This window comes from Actinotignum sp. usb-actsch-rep-73 (assembly GCF_059082735.1).
This window is the reverse complement of sequence record NZ_JBHNPV010000016.1, coordinates 18,349-40,677: the sequence shown is the minus strand read 5'-3', so window position 1 is coordinate 40,677 and position 22,329 is coordinate 18,349. Positions and strand designations below refer to the sequence as shown.

Annotated in this window: 20 protein-coding genes; 3 read left to right on the top strand and 17 right to left on the bottom strand. The window is 58.3% G+C overall.

Annotated features, from left to right (window positions below; genetic code table 11):
• Positions 1-21: 21 nt before the first annotated feature.
• From purL to AC5RE1_RS00975, 12 genes are all read right to left on the bottom strand, one after another.
• Positions 22-2,394: a phosphoribosylformylglycinamidine synthase subunit PurL gene (gene purL, locus AC5RE1_RS01030; RefSeq protein WP_006680296.1), complete on the bottom strand. Its 2,373-nt coding sequence runs from the start codon at positions 2,392-2,394 to the stop codon at positions 22-24.
• A gap of 103 nt (positions 2,395-2,497) precedes the next feature.
• Positions 2,498-3,205 carry a phosphoribosylformylglycinamidine synthase subunit PurQ gene (purQ, locus tag AC5RE1_RS01025; RefSeq protein WP_006680297.1) on the bottom strand — a complete coding sequence of 236 codons (708 nt, stop codon included), beginning with the start codon at positions 3,203-3,205 and terminating at the stop codon, positions 2,498-2,500.
• On the bottom strand, positions 3,202-3,468 hold the full coding sequence (purS, locus tag AC5RE1_RS01020) for a phosphoribosylformylglycinamidine synthase subunit PurS (protein WP_006680298.1): 267 nt from the start codon (positions 3,466-3,468) through the stop codon (positions 3,202-3,204). The genes purQ and purS overlap by 4 nt, the downstream gene beginning before the upstream one ends.
• Positions 3,469-3,543: 75 nt before the next feature.
• Entirely contained in the window at positions 3,544-4,455 is a 912-nt protein-coding gene (locus AC5RE1_RS01015; RefSeq protein WP_006680299.1) for a phosphoribosylaminoimidazolesuccinocarboxamide synthase, read from the bottom strand.
• A gap of 25 nt (positions 4,456-4,480) precedes the next feature.
• Positions 4,481-5,812 (bottom strand): phosphoribosylamine--glycine ligase, encoded by a 1,332-nt coding sequence (purD, locus tag AC5RE1_RS01010; protein ID WP_006680300.1) that lies wholly within the window; start codon positions 5,810-5,812, stop codon positions 4,481-4,483.
• Between the two features lie 123 nt (positions 5,813-5,935).
• Entirely contained in the window at positions 5,936-7,033 is a 1,098-nt protein-coding gene (locus AC5RE1_RS01005; RefSeq protein WP_493938211.1) for a hypothetical protein, read from the bottom strand.
• Positions 7,023-8,099, bottom strand: a complete 1,077-nt coding sequence (locus AC5RE1_RS01000) for a vWA domain-containing protein (RefSeq protein WP_493938210.1) — start codon at positions 8,097-8,099, stop codon at positions 7,023-7,025. The genes AC5RE1_RS01005 and AC5RE1_RS01000 overlap by 11 nt, the downstream gene beginning before the upstream one ends.
• Before the next feature lies 1 nt (position 8,100).
• Entirely contained in the window at positions 8,101-9,120 is a 1,020-nt protein-coding gene (locus AC5RE1_RS00995; RefSeq protein ID WP_103632481.1) for a vWA domain-containing protein, read from the bottom strand.
• Positions 9,117-9,587, bottom strand: a complete 471-nt coding sequence (locus AC5RE1_RS00990) for a hypothetical protein (RefSeq protein WP_493938209.1) — start codon at positions 9,585-9,587, stop codon at positions 9,117-9,119. The genes AC5RE1_RS00995 and AC5RE1_RS00990 overlap by 4 nt, the downstream gene beginning before the upstream one ends.
• Positions 9,577-10,470 (bottom strand): DUF58 domain-containing protein, encoded by an 894-nt coding sequence (locus AC5RE1_RS00985; protein ID WP_493938208.1) that lies wholly within the window; start codon positions 10,468-10,470, stop codon positions 9,577-9,579. The genes AC5RE1_RS00990 and AC5RE1_RS00985 overlap by 11 nt, the downstream gene beginning before the upstream one ends.
• A 50-nt stretch (positions 10,471-10,520) precedes the next feature.
• A complete protein-coding gene (locus AC5RE1_RS00980) occupies positions 10,521-11,510 on the bottom strand; it encodes an AAA family ATPase (RefSeq protein WP_493938207.1) in 990 nt (329 codons plus the stop codon).
• Between the two features lie 146 nt (positions 11,511-11,656).
• Complete coding sequence (locus tag AC5RE1_RS00975) at positions 11,657-13,492, bottom strand: phosphoenolpyruvate carboxykinase (GTP) (protein ID WP_006680307.1); 1,836 nt, start codon at positions 13,490-13,492, stop codon at positions 11,657-11,659.
• Between the two features lie 240 nt (positions 13,493-13,732).
• Between AC5RE1_RS00975 and AC5RE1_RS00970 the strand changes: the two genes are divergently transcribed.
• Genes AC5RE1_RS00970 through AC5RE1_RS00960 form a run of 3 tightly spaced genes read left to right on the top strand, consistent with a single transcriptional unit; the run spans position 13,733 to position 15,897 of the window.
• A complete protein-coding gene (locus AC5RE1_RS00970) occupies positions 13,733-14,365 on the top strand; it encodes a DUF47 family protein (protein WP_179369975.1) in 633 nt (210 codons plus the stop codon).
• Positions 14,366-14,368: 3 nt separating this feature from the next.
• Entirely contained in the window at positions 14,369-15,430 is a 1,062-nt protein-coding gene (locus AC5RE1_RS00965) for an inorganic phosphate transporter (RefSeq protein WP_179369976.1), read from the top strand.
• A gap of 5 nt (positions 15,431-15,435) precedes the next feature.
• Positions 15,436-15,897, top strand: a complete 462-nt coding sequence (locus AC5RE1_RS00960; RefSeq protein WP_285100974.1) for a septum formation family protein — start codon at positions 15,436-15,438, stop codon at positions 15,895-15,897.
• A gap of 430 nt (positions 15,898-16,327) precedes the next feature.
• On the opposite strand, the gene AC5RE1_RS00955 is transcribed toward AC5RE1_RS00960, so the two are convergent.
• The 5 genes from AC5RE1_RS00955 to AC5RE1_RS00935 form a co-directional block, all read right to left on the bottom strand.
• Entirely contained in the window at positions 16,328-19,300 is a 2,973-nt protein-coding gene (locus tag AC5RE1_RS00955) for a restriction endonuclease (RefSeq protein WP_493938212.1), read from the bottom strand.
• A 15-nt stretch (positions 19,301-19,315) separates the two neighbouring features.
• Positions 19,316-20,632, bottom strand: a complete 1,317-nt coding sequence (locus tag AC5RE1_RS00950) for a DNA methyltransferase (RefSeq protein ID WP_493938206.1) — start codon at positions 20,630-20,632, stop codon at positions 19,316-19,318.
• Positions 20,632-21,156 carry a site-specific DNA-methyltransferase (adenine-specific) gene (locus AC5RE1_RS00945; RefSeq protein ID WP_285100978.1) on the bottom strand — a complete coding sequence of 175 codons (525 nt, stop codon included), beginning with the start codon at positions 21,154-21,156 and terminating at the stop codon, positions 20,632-20,634. The genes AC5RE1_RS00950 and AC5RE1_RS00945 overlap by 1 nt, the downstream gene beginning before the upstream one ends.
• A gap of 79 nt (positions 21,157-21,235) precedes the next feature.
• Positions 21,236-21,436 (bottom strand): helix-turn-helix domain-containing protein, encoded by a 201-nt coding sequence (locus AC5RE1_RS00940; RefSeq protein WP_006680313.1) that lies wholly within the window; start codon positions 21,434-21,436, stop codon positions 21,236-21,238.
• A gap of 11 nt (positions 21,437-21,447) precedes the next feature.
• The gene (locus AC5RE1_RS00935; RefSeq protein WP_285100980.1) at positions 21,448-21,792 is read right to left on the bottom strand and encodes a hypothetical protein; all 345 of its coding nucleotides are present in this window, start codon (positions 21,790-21,792) and stop codon (positions 21,448-21,450) included.
• Positions 21,793-22,329: the final 537 nt, after the last annotated feature.

Here is a 22,329-nt window from a genome sequence, read left to right as displayed (position 1 = left end):
CCGTATGAGTTCAGTCGTATTTCAGAATCGGTCTCGCAGGGCAGCTTCTGACTGAGCGCGAAGGTCGTCCAGGTCGGCGATCCAACCAACAGACTCTCCCGAGTCAGCGAGCAGATCAGAGCCGTGAAGAACCAGCATGTCACCACCGGTCGTACCGATGCGAGCAAAGTCAATGCCTTCTGCCTGGCAGGCAGCGTAGACCGCGTCAAGTGCACCTTCAGGAACGGCGATGATCGCTCGTGCCTGCGACTCGGAGAAGAGCATGTCGAAGTCGCTCAGACCGTTCTGACCCTGTGCACCGGTCAGGTCGAAGGCACCGCCAATTCCGAAGCGGAGCACCGAATCAACGAGAGCCTGTGCCAAGCCACCGTTCGACAGGTCGTGTGCCGAGCGGATCAGCGGGCGACCATCCGGACCATCGGCCTCGGACAGGGCACGGACCACGTTGCCGAGGGCAACTTCAGCCTTCAGATCCACCTTCGGCGGGCGACCGCCCAGGTGATCGTGGCAGATACGTGCCCACGCGGAACCGTCGAGTTCCTCTTGAGTCTGGCCGAGCAGAATGACTGCCAGGCCTTCCTCGGTGAAGCCGGACGGGTTCGCGCGCGTCACGTCCTTCATGATGCCGAGCATACCCACAACCGGCGTCGGGTTAATCGACGAGGTCGGAAGGTTCTTCTCGGTACCGGATGAGTTGTAGAGTGACACGTTACCGCCGGTGACGGGCACGCCCAATTCGATGCAGCCGTCGGCCAGACCCGTCATTGCAGTAACCAGCTGCCACATGGCGTCGGTGTCTTCGGGGTTACCGAAATTGAGGCAGTCGGTAATCGCGACCGGTTCGGCACCAACGATGGCGACGTTTCGGTAGGATTCCGCGAGTGCTTGTAGCGCACCTTCACGAGGATCGAGCTTCGTATACCAGCCGTTTGCGTCGGTGGCCAGGGCAACGCCGAGACCGGTTTCTTCGTCGACGCGGATAACGCCGGCATCATCGGGCTGAGCAAGAGCGGTGTTGCCCTGCACGTAGCGGTCATACTGGTCGGTGACCCAAGCCTTAGAGGCTTGGTTAACGTTGGAGATCACCGCGTTGATATCCGCGAGCAGTTCTCCACCAGTTTCGGGACGCTTCAGGGATGCGGACGTGTTCGCCTGCAGTTCGTCCTGCCATGCTGGGCGGGCGTAGGGACGGTCGTAGACCGGGCCGTCATGGGCAACGGTCTTCGGGTCAACGTCGACGATGCGGTGTCCGAAGTGGTCGATGGTCAGGCGACCGTCACCGGTCAGCGTGCCAATGATCGACGCCTCGACGTCCCACTTGTTGATGATCTCGAAGAAACGTTCCTTATCTTCGGGGGTCACGATCGCCATCATGCGTTCCTGCGACTCGGACATCAGGATTTCGCCTGCGGTCAGGGTCGGGTCACGCAACAGCACGTTCTCAAGGTCGACGTGCATACCAGAATCACCGTTAGAGGCCAGCTCGGAGGTGGCGCAGGAAATACCTGCGGCGCCGAGGTCCTGGATACCCTGAACGACGTCCGCTTTGAACAGGTCGAGGCAACATTCGATGAGGACCTTCTCCATGAAGGGGTCACCGACCTGCACGGAGGGACGCTTGGCGGGCATGCCGTCTTCGAAGGTTTCGGACGCCAGAATCGATGCGCCACCGATGCCGTCACCGCCGGTGCGCGCGCCGAAGAGGACAACCAGGTTGCCTTCACCGGTTGCGTTTGCCAGGTGAATGTCGTCGTGACGCAGGGTACCGACGCAGAGTGCATTGACCAGCGGGTTGCCCTGGTAGGACGGGTCAAATTCAGTTTCACCACCGATATTCGGCAGGCCGAGGCAGTTGCCGTAGCCACCCACGCCGGAAACCACACCGTGAACGACGCGCGGGGTATCCGGGTGGTCAACCGCGCCGAAACGTAGCTGATCCATGACGGCGACCGGGCGCGCGCCCATGGAGATAATGTCGCGGACAATACCGCCGACGCCGGTTGCAGCACCCTGGTAGGGCTCAACGAACGACGGATGGTTGTGCGACTCAACCTTAAAGGTAACCGCCCACCCGTTACCGATGTCGACGACGCCAGCGTTCTGCCCCATGCCGACCAACAGGTGGCGCTTCATTTCTTCGGTGGTGCGCTCGCCGAACTGCTCAGCGAGGTGCTTCTTCGATGACTTGTAGCTGCAGTGCTCTGACCACATGACGGAGTACATCGCCAGCTCAGCGTTCGTGGGGCGACGACCTAATATCTCGCAGATCTTGGCGTATTCGTCTTCCTTCAGGCCCAGTTCTTTCCAGGGCATATCTTTCGTGGGGGTTGCGGCCGCATCTTCTGTCGTATCCGGCAATTCCCGAGGATTCTCTGCTTTGACCTTCGCGGTCATACCTGCTCCATTCGTTACGCACGTTTCGGTTCGCGTCTATGAACGTTTCGTGAAAAATTCAGCGGGCGCGGCCTCGTATCTATTCACGAGGCCACACGTCGGATTACCCCACTAATCCCATCAGGGCGGACTGGAAGATCTTCAGGCCTTCGGTACCACCGTGTCCGGAGTGCACGCCATCCTTCGTGGCCAGCGGACCAAAGCCCGCTTCGGTCGCGTGTTCGGGGTGTGGCATCAGACCAACGACATTGCCCGCAGCATTTGTCACGCCAGCAATATCGTCCGCGGAACCATTCGGGTTCAGGCCGATGTAGCGGAAGACGATGTGGCCTTCACCTTCGAGACGCTCCAGCTCAGCCGGGGAGGCTTGGAAGTTGCCTTCACCGTTCTTCAGCGGAACCGTGAAGTGCTCGCCAGCGCTAAACGCACGTGTCCACGCGGTATCGGCGTTTTCGACGCGCAGTTCCTGGTCGCGGCAGAAGAACTTCTGATGATCGTTACGGATCAGAGCGCCGGGAAGCAGGTGCGCTTCGCAGAGAACCTGGAAGCCATTGCAGATGCCAAGAACGGGCATACCCTTACCGGCTGCCTCGACAATTTCACCCATCACGGGAGCAGTCGCAGCAATTGCGCCACACCGCAGGTAGTCGCCGTAGGAGAAACCACCGGGGATGACGACCGCGTCAACGCTGTGCAGGTCGGCATCCTTATGCCAGAGAGCGACGGGCTCGCCACCGGCAAGGCGGACGGCGCGCGCAGCATCCCGGTCATCCAAGGTGCCCGGGAAGGTAACAACACCAATGCGGGTCACTTGGTGGCCTCGCCTTCATCCAGCGCCTCGACGCGGACGACATCTTCGATGATCGGGTTCGACAGAACCTCTTCAGCTGCCTTGCGGGCATCCGCGAGAAGTTCCTCGGTGACCGGGCCGTCAACCGTCAGGTGGAAGCACTTGCCCTGGCGAACAGAAGCAAAGCTTGTGATTCCAAGCCTCGGAAGTGCAGATCCCACTGCCTTACCCTGGGGATCCAGGATTTCCGGCTTCGGCATCACTTCCACGATGATTCGCCCCACGGCGTCCTCCTATTGTGCGTGCGGAATTTCCGCGTGTTGGGTGACGGGCTTGACCCGCTTAATTGGTGGTGATGGTTATAGTGTCGGTTCTTCGCCGGTCAGGCGAACAAACGCTTCGATGTAACGGTCGCGAGTTGCGGTCACAACGGATTCTGGAAGGACGGGCGGATTTTCTCCCGACTTCTTGTCCCATCCGGATTCGGCGCTGGTCAGCCAGTCGCGAACGTACTGTTTATCGAAGCTCGGGGTGATCTGGCCGGGCTGCCACTGGTCGGCGGGCCAGAATCGCGAGGAATCAGGGGTCAGGATTTCGTCGCCCAGGACCAGGTTGCCTGTTGCGGGATCCAGCCCGAATTCAAACTTGGTGTCGGCGATGATGACACCGCGCTCGGCAGCGATTTCGCGAGCACCTTCATACAGGGCGATAGAAACGTCGCGCAGGCGAGACGCAAGTTCTTCGCCGACCATTTCAGCTGCGCGTCCGAAGGAAATGTTCTCGTCGTGATCGCCCAGTTCCGCCTTGGCAGCGGGAGTAAAGATCGGGGTTTCGAGGCGCGAGGCTTCAACCAGACCCTCGGGAAGAGCGATATCGCAAACGGTGCCCGACTCTTTGTATTCGACCAAGCCGGAACCCGTCAGGTATCCGCGAACGACGCACTCGATCGGAATCATATTCAGAGCCTTGGCAACCACTGATCGACCGACGAGGGGAGCCGGAACGCTCAAAGGATCTGTGGCATCAGTTTCAGCAGTGATGACATGGTTTTCAATCACGTCGCGTAGCTGTTCCATCCACCAGAGAGCAAGCTGGTTCAGCACCTTGCCCTTTCCGGGGATTTCCGACGGCAGAATGTAGTCGTAAGCGCTGATGCGGTCCGAGGTCACCAGAAGAAGACGGTCAGGTGTTTCCTGATCGGCGGGCGCGTAGATGTCACGCACCTTGCCGGAGGACACATGTTTCCATCCTGGAAGTTCCATAGCAGCCATTACGCGTCCTCCGTCTCTATTCAGTTCAGTTCTTAGCGTCTAGCTCGGCCGGCCAGGTTGCAATGTCTTTACGGTGATGCTCACCAGCGAAGCTGATCCAATCGACGCCCTCGTAGGCCTTGGCTCTGGCTTCTTCAACGGTTGCGCCGCGTCCCACGACGTCCAGCACACGCCCACCGGAATTCACCAGCATTTCGTCGGGTTCGAACCCGCAACACCCCAGTGCAACCTCCTCCGCCGAAGATGTGATCTCAAAACGAGTACCCGCGTGAATAACATGCACGCCGTCGATAGCTTCCGCGTCCTCAATGCCTGTGATTTCATGTCCGGTATCGGGTGTGTCCGGGTAGCCACCCGATGCCATCACAACCGTGACCACCGCATCCGGGGACCAGATGGGAGCAGGCAAATGAGCAAGCGTTCCAGTCGCCGCGGCGTAGAGCAGGTCAGCAAGTGACGAATCGAGGCGTTCAAGAACAACCTGCGTCTCAGGATCACCGAAGCGAACATTGAATTCGACGACGCGAATACCTTTCGACGTCATTGCCAGACCGCAGTAAAGCAGCCCCACGAACGGGGTTCCGCGACGAGCCATCTCGTCAACGGTCGGCTGAGCAACGGTCTTCACGACCTCGTCGACAACCGAGTCATCCAGCCACGGAAGCGGCGTGTACGCACCCATGCCACCCGTATTCGGACCGGAGTTTCCGTCGCCAACACGCTTGAAGTCTTGAGCGGGAACTAGCGGAACAACAGTCGTGCCATCGCTGACGCAGAACAGAGAGACCTCGGGGCCATCCAAGTATTCCTCAACCAAGACAACGCCATCTTCACGGTTCAGGCAGGTGGTTGCGTGAGCAAGCGCCACATTGCGATCATCAGTCACCACAACACCCTTGCCAGCGGCAAGCGCATCATCCTTCACCACGTAGGGAGCGCCGAATGCGTTGAACGCAGCCTCGACCTCTTCGGTCGTACGGCAGGTGAAAGCGCGAGCGGTCGGAACACCAGCTGCTTCCATGACCTCTTTAGCGAATGCCTTGGACGCCTCAAGTTGAGCAGCAACCTTCGACGGGCCAAAAACCGGGATACCTTCAGCGCGCACAGCGTCAGCGACGCCGGCGACAAGAGGAGCCTCAGGGCCAACAACAACCAGGTCCACTCCGCGACCCTTCGCGCGCACAGCGACATCATCCGGATTCAGCGGGTTAAATACAAGTGATTGCCCCAGTGGCTCAAGCCCCGGGTTACCCGCCTGAACAATCAGTTCAACCGGATCAGATGAAGATGCAGTACGTACGAGGTTTCGGGCGAGGGCGACCTCGCGCCCCCCATTTCCCACTAAGAGGACCTTCATGGCTTCAGCCTATCGATGTTTGCGAGCTGGCGCGACACTCGTCCAATTCCTCCCGACGTGGGACGTGCCACGAATCCACCTTCCGCGCCGCCCAGTTTCGTGATTGACGAGGCCGGATCCGACCTACCATGCGCCATTCGAATCGCCGGTCCGAGTGGTCGCAGACGAATCTTCATCAACGTCAGTGCTACGACGCAATCGACGTTCAATTTCTTGACGACGTTGCTCTTCTGGGGTCAATGGCTTCGATTCTTCATCGCCCTCCTGGTCCAACGAATCACCCTGCTGACTCTGTTCTTGACCGCCACCGGAAGAACTCTGGCCCGAAGAGTCGCTGCTCTGCGAATTATTCGACTTATCCGGCTTACCTTGTGCGCGCTGACGCTTATTCTTCAAGCGCTCGCGAGCCCTACTTGCCTGCTCAGATTGGGAAGATTCTTCCTGATCAGCAGATCCGTCACCCGACCCCTGGTCAGGCTGAGAGTCTCCGCCCTGCCGGTCGGCCTCGTTATCCGAAGACGAACCGGACTGCGACGAACTCGATTGGTCGGAATCGCCAGACTGACCTTGATCGCCACCTTGGCCCCCTCGGCCACCGGAGGACTGATCCTGCGGATCCGACGTGTCTTGCGGCCGGGAATCAAGAGTGCACGCAACAAGCATTTCATCCGCCTGCTGGTAATTCTGATCCGCTTCATCGCCCTTGCCGGATTCCGTCGCCTGGTCGCCCAATACCTCGAGCGCAAGAGCAGTGTTAATACGCACCTGACACTCGTAAGAGAAGGCTTGAATGTGCCCCTCTTCGTCCTGTGTAGCCTTCGGGACGCCTTCAAGAGCAATCTGCAATTCGCTGAGCGCCTGACCTGCTTTGCCCTCTTTCAAAAGAGACGTGCCCACGTTGTAATGCGCCACCCATGACTCTGGCCCGTAGGTCGTCAACGTACGTTGCGTTGAATACTCGCCCGTTGCCTGGGTGTACTCGCCCGCCTGCCACTGGTCTCGCGTGTGATGAGACCAGACGGGAAGCCCCACAAGGAACGACGCAATCAGGCTAGCAACGACAATGAGGGGCGTAGACCTCAGGAGTCTGCGCAGATCTTCCTTTGTTCGCTCCCGCTTTGCCGGAACAGGCTGGCGTTCAGGATCACCGGCAGTACGCCCACCGAAGGGAAGCGCGACCTCGTACTTATTCGCCTTACGGGTGTTCTTCTTAGATGGCACGAGCCCTCCTCATGTTTCGGGCTTTACCTGCAACGATCGCGGTTTCCCACGCGAGCATTCCGCCCAAGAACAGGGCAAACGGCCAAATCAGGTAGCGTGCTGCCTTCACTTGGGCTCGCTGAGTGGCCACTACCTGCGAGTTTTCATCCAGAGTCGACGCAGCCTGTTTGACCTCGGCAGTTGCCGGCGAGTGGATGTACGTCAGCCCCGTTTGCTCGGCAATGTCTTTCAAGGCGTCCTCGTCAATGCGCGTAATCGCGATCGGAGAATCCGGCTCGGAACCATCGCGAATGTACTCGTCTTCGACCACTTCATCTGCTTGATCGCCCGACTGAGAGTCTTCGGTGTATCCGCGCTCCTGTGCGTCACCCGTCAGGCGACGCACCTTCATCGGCCCACCCTCTTTCGTGCCGTACCCGATGATCGCACCACCGTCGACGTATCGGCTCATCAACCCCCACGAAGACGTACTCATGTCGTCGATGGGACTCCAGACGTCTTCATTCGAGCTTTCCCCGTCAGAGAAGACGAAAAGCCCACGGATTGCGTCCGGATCTTGTTCTTCAGCGTCAGACAGCGCACTGAAAAGAGCTGAAGCCGGACGATTCGGTGTCGACCCGTGGGACGAGTCAGAAAGCTCCTGACGCAGGTTCGTCAGATAGCTGTCGGCAGCATCCCGATCCGTCGTCAGAGGGAGAACCGTGCTGACATTCGAATCCCAGACCATGATCGTGATGCGAGCACCCGGCATTGCATCAAGGATGGTCTGAACGTCCTGTTTGACACCCTCGATTCGAGGCCGATCGCCATCCCAGTCTTCACCCGCCATCGATCCTGTCCGGTCGATGACAATCCACGCTTCGGCCGCCGAGCCAACGTCACTTGCCTTGCCAGGAATGGAGGGGCCCGCCATCATAAAGACCAACAGAGCAACGATCGTGGCACGTCTGGCGGCTTCACGTTTCGATGTGCGAGTACCTCGCTTCAGCCCAAGCAGGACCAGCGCGAATCCAACAAGCGCCACAAGAATGAAAGCTGTTAAAGAAAACACGGGACGGAAGAACATGTCAGAGCCTCCCGATCGCAAGCAGACCGAGGAACCCGATAATGCCAACAGCGGCAAGACTGAGGAAGCCAGCCGGCTTATCGATCTCAAGAACCTTCGCATGCTCGGACAATTCGATGCGCTGTAGAGATTCGATTTCTTGGATGATCCCTTGGACGCTCGCAGCGTCGGAGGCATCATAGAAGACACCGCCGTTGTCTTCGGTCAGCTCTTTCAGTTCTTCACCCTCGGTGGTCAGCAGGTCACCATCCCCGGGATACAGGGTGGTCACCTGAACGTTCTGCTGATGAGCAAAATCAAACGCCTGAGCAAGCGTGTAAATCTGCGGACCGTTGATCTCGTTATCCGTGGCAAAAAGAATCAGACGTGAACGGTCTTCGCCGGAGTGGTCAAAACTCAGCACACACGACGCCAAGCCGTCGCCTGCAAGCGACGCGGCTTCTTCTTCGTCGTCAAGGGTCGCCGCCGTGTAGTCAATCAGCTCCTGCGTGACATACACGCCGTCGGCGCTTTCACCCAGGTAGCCTTCCTTCATGATTCGGCTCATCTCGTCGAGCTCAGACACCGCAAGGTCGTAGTCGTTCGTCAGCGGGAACTTCACCAACGTGCGAGAATTCCACAGGTTCAAGCTGATTCTTTCGCCTGCAAAATGCTGAACAATCCGCGAAAAAGCATCGCCGATATTCCCGTCGTAGGGGATCATCGACCCCGACGTATCCAGGCACAAAACAATGTCACGTGACGCCGTCTTCTCATCCTGGATCACGCGATCAATGGGTGCCCCGGCACTGAATGCCACGCCGACAATGCCCAAGCTCAAAAAGACAATCGCGCCCGCAAGCATGATGCGACTACGCCTGACCAGGCGTTTAAAGCCGGGCAACGTTGAGATATAGCCGGAATGCGCCACCCAGCCTCGTGAATCATTCGCGATAGAGGACGAGGCCGCACGCCTCCACCCAACGACCAACGCGACCAGGGCGGCTCCGATAACGAGAACAACGAAAAAGGTGAACTTCACTGATCGATCACCTTCAACGCTGACTCAAGAAGCGTCGACACCCACTTGCGCGTCGGTTGGCCGGAGAACGAGGGTTCGACGCAGCGCTCCATCAGATGCACGTACGCCGGCCACATCGGCACGAGCGCGCGAATCTCAGCGACCGTCGCGGACTCAAGATTGCGCCCCGTCCGCTCGGTCCCCAGCGCGCGCATCAAGCCCGCAACCGCCAAGTGAACCTCGGATTCGTTCCATTCTCCGGCGAAGAAATTCGCTTCGATCTGCACAAGATTGTCACGGTATGCACGACGTTGCTCAGCGCTCAGATCACGCAGGCCCCGCGGACGATTCGCATCCGACTTCCACCAGCGGACAAGGCACGCCACAATCCACGCGACGATGATGAGGAACAGAATGAGACCGGCAACCCACATCCACTCGGGATACACGACCGGCTCGCGAACACCGTCCAGAATGTTACCTGACACGAGTCCCCCTTTCGAGGGCGCTCATCAGAGCACGTGGCACGTCCTTCGAGCCCGAAACCGACACTCGGATCACACCGCGATGATCCAGTAGGGATGCGACCTCTTGACGCCTGGCCGACACGATCAACTTTGCCTGGTCGGCCAACTGCTTGTCACCCAACAGGAAATCCGGCAACGGCCCCTGATCGACATCGATAATGCGAGTCCCCTTCGGCAAGTCCGTCGGATTCATATCATCTACAGACACCACGATCACCGCATGTTTGCGCGTCAGCTTCGCTAAGACTGCATCCGCCTGCGAACCTGGCTCAGGCTGGAGCGAATCCGTTGCCAGAACAATCAGGGACCTACGACGAATCGCAACACACGCTCGCTCAAGAAGCGCCGTCACATTCGACGCGGGTGTTTCAAGCGTGATCGCCGGGCTGATCCGTCGCAGAAGCATCTCCGCGTAGGCATTACCTGAACGCGCCGGGGAAATCGTGATCTTCTGACTATCCCCTGAAATCGCACCCAACTGGTCGCCACGCGCTACCGCCAACCATGCGATCGCCTCACAGGCTCTGGCGGCAACATCGATCTTCGGCTCGCCCGATGGAGCAAGCGCCCCCATCGAACGCCCCGTGTCGACCAGCATGACAACCTGCAGGTTAGCCGTCGACTCATAGCGACGAATAATCGCCTGCCCGGTACGAGCGGTCGCAGCCCAATCAATATCCTGGACGTCATCGCCCGCATGATATTCGGCAAGATCAAGGAAATCCCAGCCACGGCCCGGACGCACGCCGGAATGCTGCCCATCCATGATGGACAGCAGTTTGCGCATGATCGGCAAGCGCGCACGCGACGACAACGCGTGGATCTCGCGACTACGAACGGGCATGACGGCGTATCAGCTTCCTAGAATTCGACCGAAATAACATGAAGCGGGGCTCACGGAACAGGGACAGCGTTGAAGACAGCATCAATCAGGCCTTCAACCGACACATCGTCAGCCAACGCATCGAACGTGCGGATGATGCGGTGGCGGAGCACCGAATAGCGCATGGCCTTCACATCGTCGGGAACAACAAAATGACGACCTTCAAGGAGCGCAATGGCCTGAGCGGCACGCATCAGCGCAATACCACCGCGCGGAGACGCACCCACACGCACATGATGTGCCCACGCTGGCAACGGAACGGGCCCGGAACCGCGGGTCGTGTTCATCAAGTCTACGATGTAGCCCTTCAACGTGTCATGAATGAACACCTTCTGAACGGTGTCCTGCAATCCCACCAGCTCCTCGATCGAAATCGGGTCACCCGTTGAGGGTTTCGCCATCTGGCCAGACTCAATGCGGGTCAGGATCTCAAGTTCTTCGCGTGGCTGGGGGTATGTAATGACCTGCTTCAAAAGGAAGCGGTCCATCTGAGCCTCGGGAAGAACGTACGTGCCTTCTTCCTCGATCGGGTTCTGGGTGGCCATCACCATGAACGGCTGGGGAAGCGGATAGTTCACGCCACCAATCGTTGTCTGATATTCCGCCATTGCTTCAAGCATCGCGGACTGGGTTTTCGCGCTGGAACGGTTGATTTCGTCCATCAACACGAAGTTTGCGTGGACAGGACCAAGCTGAGTGCTCATTTCTGCGGTTGCCTGGTTCCAGATCTGCATACCGACGATGTCGTTAGGCATCAGGTCCGGTGTGCACTGGATTCGGCGGAACGAACCGGAGACAGCGGAAGCAAGCGTTTGGGCGGCAGTCGTTTTCGCTAGGCCGGGTACGGACTCAATCAGGATGTGACCACGAGTCAGCAGTCCCACCATCAGTGCACGCTTGAGGTCGTGCTGGCCGACAACTTTCGAAGAGAAGATGTCGGAGACTCGCCCTAAAAGCTCCCCGGCCTTTTCAATCTCTTCAGCGGAAATAGTTGGTGCCACCAATGGCCTCCCCCACTCGATTGTGTGTATTGCCGAAATTTTATCGCAGGCCACCGAGAACACGGTTTGCATATAAAAGCCCGGTGGCCGAACCCATCGGGTCCGACCACCGGTATAGATCGCGCGCGCTAGAGCGCTACCTGAAATCAGGCGCGGGCTGCTGCGATGCGCTCACGGAACTTCGCGAGTTGCTCGGTGATCTCCTTGGGGAGCTTGTCACCGAACTGCTTGAAGTATTCCTCAGTGTCGTCCATCTCAGCGGTCCATGCGTCGAGATCAATCGCGAAGAGCTTGGCCCACACGGACTCGTCAATGTCGAGACCATCGAGGTTGAAGTCCTCGAACTTCGGGTAACGACCGGTGACACCGTCGATTGCCTCAACCTCGCCAGCGGCACGACGGACGATCCAGTCGAGGACGCGCGAGTTGTCGCCGTAGCCCGGCCACATGAACTTGCCGTTCTCGTCCTTGCGGAACCAGTTGACCTGGTAGACCTTCGGGAACTTGTCGCCAAGCTCTGCCTGCATCTCGAGCCAGTGGCCCCAGTAGTCAGCCATGTGGTAGCCACAGAAGGGGAGCATTGCGAACGGGTCGTGGCGGAGCGAGCCGGCCTTGACGTCGGTTGCTGCTGCGGTGACCTCGGAAGCAACGGATGCGCCGATGAAGACGCCGTGTGCTGCTTCGTACTGTTCTGCAACGAGCGGGACATTGGTGGCGCGACGGCCACCGAAGAGGATGGCGTCAATGGCAACACCCTGAGGTGCTTCCCAGTCGGAGCAGATGATCGGGCACTGCGATGCCGGGACAGTGAAGCGGCTGTTCGGGTGAGCAGCCTTCTCGCCGGACTCGGGGGTCCAGTCGTTGCCGTGCCAGTCGATCAGGTGTGCCGGGACCTCGCCGTCGATGCCTTCCCACCACACATCGCCATCGTCGGTCAGTGCGACGTTGGTGAAGATGGAGTTGGCGCGCATGGTGTCCATAGCCATCGGGTTGGTGTCGTACGAGGTGCCCGGTGCAACACCGAAGAAGCCGGCTTCCGGGTTGATTGCGTACAGGCGACCATCCGGACCCGGGCGCATCCAGGCGATGTCGTCACCGACGGTCTCAACGGTGTAACCCGGGATGGTCGGCTGGAGCATAGCGAGGTTGGTCTTGCCACATGCTGACGGGAACGCAGCTGTGACGTGGAACTGCTGGCCGGTCTCGGTGCGGGTCAGGCGCAGGATGAGCATGTGTTCTGCCATCCAGCCATCGCGGCGAGCCATGGTCGAAGCGATACGGAGAGCAAAGCACTTCTTGCCGAGCAAGGCGTTGCCACCATAGCCGGAGCCGAAGGACCAGATTTCGTTGGTCTCGGGGAAGTGGGTGATGTACTTTTCGTCATTGCACGGCCAGTTGTCATCAACCTGGCCCTCTTCGAGCGGAACGCCCACGGAGTGAACGGCGGGAACCCAGGTTGCACCTTCAGCGATGAGGTCCATTGCAGCCGTGCCCATGCGGGTCATGATGCGCATGTTGCAGACAACGTAGGGGGAGTCGGTGATCTCGATGCCGAGCTGCGAGATCGGACCGCCCAGCGGGCCCATGGAGAAGGGGATCACGTACATCGTGCGGCCCTTCATGGAGCCGGTGAACTTCTCCTTGAGGATGGCCTTCATTTCGGTCGGGTCTGCCCAGTGGTTGGTCGGGCCGGCGTCCTCTTCCTTTTCGGAGCAGATGAACGTACGGGACTCGACACGTGCAACGTCAGAGGGCTTGGAGCGAGCAAGGAAGGAGTTCGGACGCTTCTCTTCGTTGAGCTTGGTGAACATGCCAGTCTCAACCATGAGAGAGGTCAGGCGATCCCACTCTTCCTGCGAACCATCGGCAAACTCGATGGCGTCAGGCGTCGTCAGCGCGGCGATCTTAGCAACCCATGCGAGAACGTCTTCTGGAGCGTTGGACGGAGCTGCTGCTCGCACATCCTGTTCGGTCACGGACATTTTGCCTCCTGAGGCTTTCGGTATTCCAGGGCGACGGGTGCGCCCCTGTTCTACGTGTTCCATAATCCCAGATAGTGGAGGAAAATGCGCGGGCGATAAGTCCCGTGAGCATGTGTGCAACACTTCACAAACGTGGCGCGTCGGTATCCGTTCGTCTTCCTTCATTCATCTGAACGCCTCGAGTGCCTTAATCTGTAAGTGCGTTTTGGAACGCATCCCCAATCCTCAGGAGGAAAAATCGTGGGACTTCGTAAGGCCGCTGACGGCCCGTCCTTCTTCGACCTGTATTCACAGCAGGCCGCGAACCTTGTTTCCGGCACGACGATTCTTTCGTCAATCCTTGACTCCTCACCGCAGGAACAGGTCGCAATGCGCGATCAACTGCACGAGGTCGAACACTCCGGTGATGAAATTAATCACCACATTTTGAACCTCATCAACCAGACTTTCATCACCCCCTTCGATCGTGAAGACCTTGGCGCCTTGGCCTCGTGCCTCGACGACTGCATGGACCTCATCGACGAGGCCGGCGACCTCTACGTCATGTACGGTCTGAACGACCTACCGGACTACATACACTCGCTTCTACACGAGCAGGTCGATATCTTGACTCGTTGCGCAGCGCTGACGGCAGAGCAGATCCCCGGCCTCAAGTCCCCACTGGACATGCGCGACTTCTGGGTTGAGCTGAACCGCCTTGAGAACGAAGGTGACACGACCTACCGTCGTGCTCTCACTTCGATCTTCGATTCCGGCCTTGATCCGGTGACGATCATCAAGCTGAAGGACCTTGTTGAGGTCCTAGAATCGGCATCCGACGCATTCGAAGACCTCGCAAACTGCGTTGAAACGATTGCGGTGAAGGAGTCCTGACCCGTGGATCTTAATCTGGTCCTGGTCTCGCTGGTCGTGATCATTGCTCTTGGTTTTGACTACACCAACGGCTTCCACGATGCAGCGAATGCAATCGCAACTTCCGTGTCCACCAGGGCACTGACCCCGCGAGCCGCTCTCCTCATGGCTGCTGTCATGAACATTATTGGCGCACTTTTGGGCACGGAGGTCGCAAAAACTATCGGTGAGGGCATCATCGATATCTCGCACTACACGAATTCGTCCGACGTTCTTCAACAGAGAGAGGGCTTGGCGATTGTGCTGGGCGCTCTGGTCGGTGCGGTTGTGTGGAATCTGATCACATGGTGGTTTGGGCTTCCATCGTCCTCATCACACGCCTTGATTGGTGGTTTGGTGGGCGCTGGCCTTGCTTCAGCGACCCAGGTGAAGTGGATTGGAATTCTTCAGCACGTCATCATCCCGATGTTCGCGTCCCCGGTGATCGGCTTCCTTCTGGGATTCTTCCTCATGAAGGGCCTGATGAGGCTGTTGCAGAATCTGCCCTATCACCGCACGATGCGTCGCTTCCGTATTCTTCAGACTCTGTCAGCTGCAGCAATGGCCCTTGGCCACGGCCTGCAGGACGCTCAGAAGACGATGGGTGTCATTGTGATGGCGCTGATCGCCGGTGGCTACGGCGAGACGCACAACGTGATTGACCCGGTGACGGGTGACCTCACGATTCCGCTGTGGGTCAAGCTCGCTGCCGCAGGTGCAATTTCGCTGGGCACGTATGCCGGTGGCTGGCGCATTATGCGTACGCTCGGCCGTAAGATCATCGATCTGGATCCGGCTCGTGGCTTCGTCGCCGAGGGTGTTTCCGCCATCGTTCTATACCTGTCCGCATTCGTTCTTCATGCTCCGATCTCTACGACGCACACGATTACGTCGGCGATCCTTGGTGTGGGTGCGACGAAGCGTTTCTCGGCTGTCCGCTGGGGTGTTGCTGGCAACATCGTGGTCGGTTGGTTCTTGACGCTTCCGGCTGCTGCTGCGGTTGCGGCGATCGTGTACTTCATCGTTCACGCGGCTGTTGGACTGTGACGATAGTGTTCGCCAATTTACGAGGCCGAACGGCCCACGCCACCGGCGCGGGCGCGTTCGCTGTTTCAGCCGTCGCGCTAATAGCAGGGTGTTCGAATTCGTCTGTCCTTGATTTGAAGGTCGGTGATTGTATTCAGCTGCCGAACACAGAGACGGCGGTGACGATCGATCGCACGTCCTGTTCCGAGGAACATCGGGGCGAGGTTTCAGCCGTTGTTCAGACAAACCCAAACGGTGCTGATGATGCGTTCCCTGGCGCTTCCAAACTGAACTCGCAGGCTGAAGAGGCGTGCGTTTCCTCTTTTACCGACTATGTTGGGTCAAACTATGTGACGTCATCGTTGGATGTATCGTGGCTTGTTCCGACTGAACAGTCTTGGAAGGACGGAGATCGTCATATTGCGTGCGTTGTGTATGCCCAGGGCGATCAAAAGCTCACGCAGTCTGTGAAAGATTCGAACTTGTAGGGCTCGCTTCTTCGGCTTTGAAGCTGTATACGGGGTGGGGGCGTCTTGCCGAGACGCCCCCACCCCGTGTGTTTTTACCGGATGATTAGCTGTTCCGGTCCGCCATCAGATGCGGTTAAGCGGGTTGCGGTGGAGGCGGCCTCGTCGATAAGGAAGCGACCAGCTGGTGAGCGTCACCACCTACGCCCCACGCGACACATCCGGGCTCTTTCGCGCAAAACCGTCGCACCAAGTGCAGCCAGTGCACACAAACCACCCCCACGACCGCCGATCTCACCCAGACGATCAAAGCCTTGCTCGAGAGCGTCAACGAGTTTGACGGCTTTCTAATTAACCGTGATCGAGCGCGCCAGATCCGCATAGGAGCGATCCAGCTCGTAGGCGTAGAACTTGGCCTGCTAATCGCTGAGCACACCACCCTCCATCACGGTTACAGTCTCCAGTTGTCCGGGGCGGCGACCTTGTAGTTCACCCCGATGGCTTCGAAGTGCTTGATCGCCGCGTTAATCTTCGCGTTCTCACCCGGGCGACGCTTCGTCGGATCCAGGCTCGACTTCGTCTCCCGGATCAAATACAGCCGGTCCTGTCCCTCCTCGGTTTTGATGATCGCCCAGTCCGGGTTGTAATCCCCAACCGGGGTGGGGATACGGAACTTGTCGGGCAGTTTCATGAACAAGCGGATGTCTTCTCGCCCGTCCAGGTGCTCGGCGAACTGGCGCTCGACCGCGGAGTCAAAGACGACGTAGTCAAAGTCTGTCTTTCCCGTGTTGGTCACCTTGTAGAGCTGGTCAAGGAAGCGGTCTTTCTCCTCGAGGCCGTCTTCTTGCAACTCGCGCAGCTCGTAGATACTCCCGCCGATCTTCTCGTACTGGATACCCTCAACCACCACGTGAGCGAGTTCTTCTTGAATACAGGTCGACGCCATCTTGATGAAGTCGTTCGGGTTCCCCAAAAACTCCCCAAGCCGCCCCGAGTCGGTGAGGATATCGATGATCGTCCGCCGGGTCAGCGAGGTCGCTTCCTGCAGCTGGGCCACGATATCGGGCAGAGGGTAGGAGCCGGTCAGGTTCGCGCCACGCGACCCAAGCGCGCTGCCCTTGGTGCCACCACGAGTCATCGTCATTTTCGTGCGCGTGACCTGGATACGGATCGGCTCGATCCTGGGAGCCGTCTTGATTCGGTTCACGCACGCGTCCACCAGGGCTTGGCGTTCAAAGTTGACCCGGTAGATGGTGCGCTGGGTGATCTTGTCCCAGAACTCCTCAAACCCAGGGGCTGCGTAGAGTTCCTTGTTCAGTTTGCGGGCCACACGCTTGCGCTTGCGCTTGCGCTTGATGATGGTTTCCATCTTGCACGCGTTGACGATGTTGATGACATCATCCTCGTACTCCGCATAGGGCTCGGGCAGATCAACCGTGAAGCCAAGCTGCTCGGGCACCCAGCTGCCCTGGACCTCACCCTGCTCGTTAATGAAACCGCGCCGGTGGAGGTGATCCCAGATCTCGGCCGACCGCTTCGCACCCAGCACGGTCTCTTTCCCATCAACCGTGATCGGCAGGCGCGAGAATTCCTGCTTACGCACAAACCCGATCGCCACGCCCGCCTTCTGGTACTCGTTCTGAAGCGCTGAAGCGAACGCCTGATACGACTCGCTGGCCACCACCGTCAACTGCGCCAGCCCAGTATCGCTAATGCGCTGCCCGGCCTGGTTCACTGGTAGACGCAGGCCACGACCGATCGTCTGGCGGCGCTCGGTTTCCGAGGCCATGTCACGCAGCGTGCAGATCTGGAACACGTTCGGGTTATCCCAGCCCTCACGCAAAGCAGAGTGGGAGAAAATAAACCGCACCGGCTCATCCATACTCAACAAGCGGGCCTTGTCACGCATGATCAACTCATACGCGTCATCATCAGCCTTGGTCTTGCCAGACGAGTCCTTGAACGTCATCACCGCGTTTTTGCCCTTGCCAGACTTCATCTGGGCGAAATAACCACTACGCGCCTCCAACGCCGTAACAGGCATGATGTCCCTGGCCTCGGGCTGGCGATCCAGCTCCTCGGTGTAAAGCTCATCGAACCAGGTAGCAAAATCACCGTTCGCGTCCAGGTTGTTGACACCGTCGCCCAGATACGAGGCGACTTTGTCGATAAAGAACAAAGACAGCACCTTGATACCCCGGGCATGAACCTGGAGTTCTTTACGGATATGTTCGCGGATGGTCTCGCGGATCATCTCCCTGAACACCGCGTCCTGGTTCGAGCCGATCTCATCCCCGACATGCAGGTACCCGTAGTTGGATAGTTCGATGCGTTCAGGCTCAACACTGATCTCGCTCACCCGCCAGTTACCCTCATAAGCCGGGTTACCGCCAGAGACATGCTCCAAGTCATCACCCTGCGTAGCGGTCACTTTACGCTTGGCGTACGAGCCGTCCTTCTTACGGCACACCAACTCCAGGGAGGCTTTGAACGGGTCGCGAGACACCCCAAGCAGCTTCACATACGGTTTAGCGCTCCCGCCAAGCTCCTGAGCGTCCGAGACCACGATCGTCTTCACCAGGCCGAGCTGGTGGGCGTCGAGCGGGTCAAGCCGGTACACCACGTTACGGGTCACTCTGTGGGTTGCGGAATAGCGCAGCGTGCACAACGGGTCCAGATCAGCCACCGCTGACTGAGCCAACTGTGACTCCATGTTCTGAGGCTCATCCATGATCACGATCGGACGAGTCGCCCGCAAATAATCCAGAGGCCGCAGTCCAGCAAGCTTGTCCCTGGTTTGGTGCATGATGCGCGTGTTCTTATCCCCACGCAGCGAATCAATCGTCATCACCAGGAACTGCAAACTCGTCGCCGACGCGAAATCACGCACCTCCTCAGCGCGCTCACCCGCATACACCGAAGCATCCATATTGATCTCCGGATACAAGTGGCGGAAATGCTCCCGCATCAAATCAATCGAGGTCTTCACGCCCTCACGGATCGCCACCGACGGCACCAGAATGATGAACTTGGTAAACCGGTAACGCTTGGCCAGCTCAAACGCGGTACGCAAATACACGTAGGTTTTGCCCGTACCGGTTTCCATCTCCACATCAAACTGCAAACCATCAGCAAGCGCCTGAGCACTCTCCAGACCGTTACGGTCTTGAACCCGCTGCACGTTCGCCAGGATCGTGTCCTCGTCCAGCACCAAGTTGTTACCCACCGCGCCGACCTCGGCAGCGATATCCAAACTCACCTGACCAGACACCTCGTCTTGGTCAAACAAGGCAGGCTCGGACGGCAACAGCCGGAAGGTGGTCACCAGCTGGTCCGCGTCCGCGGGCTGCCCATCGAACAAGTCCGTGACCGCTTCGATCGCGGAAGCCTGATACGGCTGATGAGGATCAAACTGAAAACGCATCACACCCGCTCCCTCTTAGGCCGTCCACAAGTCCACGCCACGGGAGCGGCATTCCTGAACCAGGTTCGTCTTGAGCACGTCATCGCCCTGGAAAGCATCCTCAAGCACCACCAGACGACCCGGTTCGAGGGCGACCATGGCACGCAACTGCTCCAGGGTGGGCTTGACGTGCTCGTTCAGATAAGCGACCACCAGGCCCCCGGCGACGCTGAACGCCTCCAGCCCGGCCACATCCACACGCTCAACCTGCTCGGTCAGCGAGAAACCAAGCTTGAGCAGAACCTCAGTCAACAGCGCTTCAGGGCGGGCGTCATCATCCGCGGACTCACCCATCCCAGCGAACAAATCGGCCAGCTCCTCCTCGGACAGCGAGGAGTCCGCACGCCACTTCGCAAAATTCGTATCCACCAACCGGTAAGCACGGAAGCCCACGTCCAAGCCTTCAGCACGCCCATCGAGCTTGGCAGATTCCTCTTCCAGAATCTTCGCCCCAGCCCTACGGATACGCTCACGCGTAATCTCCGCGATATTCTCATAGCCCGCCTTGCGGGCCTCAGACTTCTCATCGGTCGGCTCAGGCAACTGCACCGAAATACACCGACGGTTCCCACCATCCTCAGCATTCAACGTCATCACAGCATGAGCCGTCGTACCCGAACCAGCAAAAAAGTCAAGAATGATGTCGGCGTTTGATGAGCTTTTCATTGTCGCGCCTCGAATAAATGATTTCACCAAGGAGACAGGCTTGGGGAAATCAAAAGAAGCGCTCAGGTCAGAGCCAAGTTGAGCCAGATCATGGACGCCATCTTTGTTGAGATGCTTAATCACGGAATAGAATTTGGAGCCATCTTCGCTGACTTTTCGGTAACGTCCGACGATGTGGCCTTCAGCCTTCTTCTTCAACACATATTTTCCGGCTGCAAGTCCTTCGTCTATTTCAGCCAATTTCTTCGCGCCATGGTACTTCTCTATCTCCTCATATAGACAGGTACCGTACTTACCGAATTCTTTACGAAGCCAGTCTTCTTCGATCCAGTATTCCTCCCCATCGATCACTACCCGCGAGCCTCGGATATCCTTGGGCCGCAGAAGGGGCTGAAACGTCCCAATATTTCTTGCAAAAACGAGTGCATAATCGTGTCCTCGGATTAAATGTTTTGCCAGGCCGCCTCCCTCCGCCCTAATAACGGCGAGGGTGCCGACGTAGTTAGCTTCGCCAAACGTTTCCGACAGAACCGCCCTTGCGTGATCAATCTCCTCGTCGCCGATCGAGACGATGAGACAACCGTCATCGGTCAGAAGATTCCTTGCAAGTTTGAGGCGCGGATACATCATGTTGAGCCAGTTGGAGTGGAATCGTCCGCCTGTTTCCGGGTTAGTGGAAAGTCTCCCCCCCCCCGTCCTATTTGCCCTGTTTTTTCGAGGTAGGTACCGATCGGGTCTGCGTAGTCATCCGGGTAAACGAAGTCGCTACCAGTGTTGTAGGGCGGGTCGATGTAGATCATTTTGATCTTGCCGTAGTAGTGCTTCTGCAGCACTTTCAACACTTCAAGGTTGTCGCCTTCGATGATGACGTTGCCTGTGGTGTCCCAGTTCAGAGAGTTCTCCCGGTCGGGTGCGAGCGTGGCCGTGGTGGGTGTTTGGGCGGCGCGGATGGCTTGTGTCTTGCCCGGCCAGAACAGGCCGAAGCGCTCGGTGCCGGTTGTGGCGTCATCGCCGAGTACAGCCTGGAGCGCGGCGACATCGATCTTGCCGTCAGCAACGACCTCGGGCAGGAGGTCTGCGAGCTTGCGTGCGACGTCGGTGTGAAGGTTCAGTGTTGTGGGCGGAACCTGCTGGATGTCTTCTTCGTTCATTCTTCTGTACTCCGGTGATTGTTGGGATTGGGGCGAAACGCTGGGGCCGGCCTATCTGGCATCTTGTCACTGCGACTGCTCATTGTTTGGCTTCCAAGTCCAGTCGTCCTTCGCGCACCCACTGGTCTACTTCAGAGAGTTTGAACTTGTACAGTTTGCCGACCCTGTAGGCGGGCAAGAGTCCCTCTTTGATCCAGTTACGGATGGTGTCTTTGCTGACTGTCAGGTGATCGGCTACTTGTTCTAGATTCACCCAGGGTTCGTTGACGTCGTTCGTCATGATTTGCCTCCCTACAGTGCGTTGGCGACGCCCCGCATTGGGGCGCTTGCGGCTCCTAGAACCCCAAGGAGGTCCACGTTCTTCAGGGCCCAGTGTGTCTGGTTGAGCTCGTTGAATCGGCTATTGCCCCACAGGTCCAACTCTGTGAGCAGATCGTTGATCACCCGTTGAGGGACGGTATCGATCGCACAGTACTCCACGCGGATGCCTGAGCACAGGATTCTCACATCGGTCAGGCCATCCGACTTACCTTCGTAGGAGTCTCGCTTCTTAGAACGCGTGCGGAAGGCACCCTTAAGTAAGGCGAGCAACGTGCCGCCTGTGAGCCGAACATGTGGCTGTTCAAGCTGGCCCATGGCTACTCCCGAAAATTCCGAACGTTCTGCACCTTCTGAACATCACGGTTGATGTCAGAGATGAACGGCAGGGTTCGTTCCACGCTCGAGACGAGATCCAACTGGTTCCCATCAATTCCTAGGAAAATAGTGTAACTCAGGTCCCATCGCGAGTGTGGGTGACTGGCCGAGATTCTTGGCCAGGCCCTGATCAAGCCCGGTCCCACGTGTTCACGTGGGAGAGCTGTTGAGTTGACCTGGCGGGTGCCCTGTTTGCGGGGTGCCCGCCTTGGTCTTTTTACCAGTTTTCCTCCCGTTGTGAGCCCGTAACAGCTCAACGGCTCTCCCTTCATTTGAAGGGACGAGTCAATGCCAACTCCGGTCAGCTCCACCAATCCGTCCGTTTCCGACGACGAGTCCGATTCGGCGGGGCAAGCGGCTCCTTACGGCGGGGCTCTGGGTAATGGATGAGAAGTGCGGGTGTGACGCACGGAACATCAAAAGTTCGGCGTGGCGAACTAGAGGATTCGGCGTGCCGAACTTATCGTAAAAGCCCAT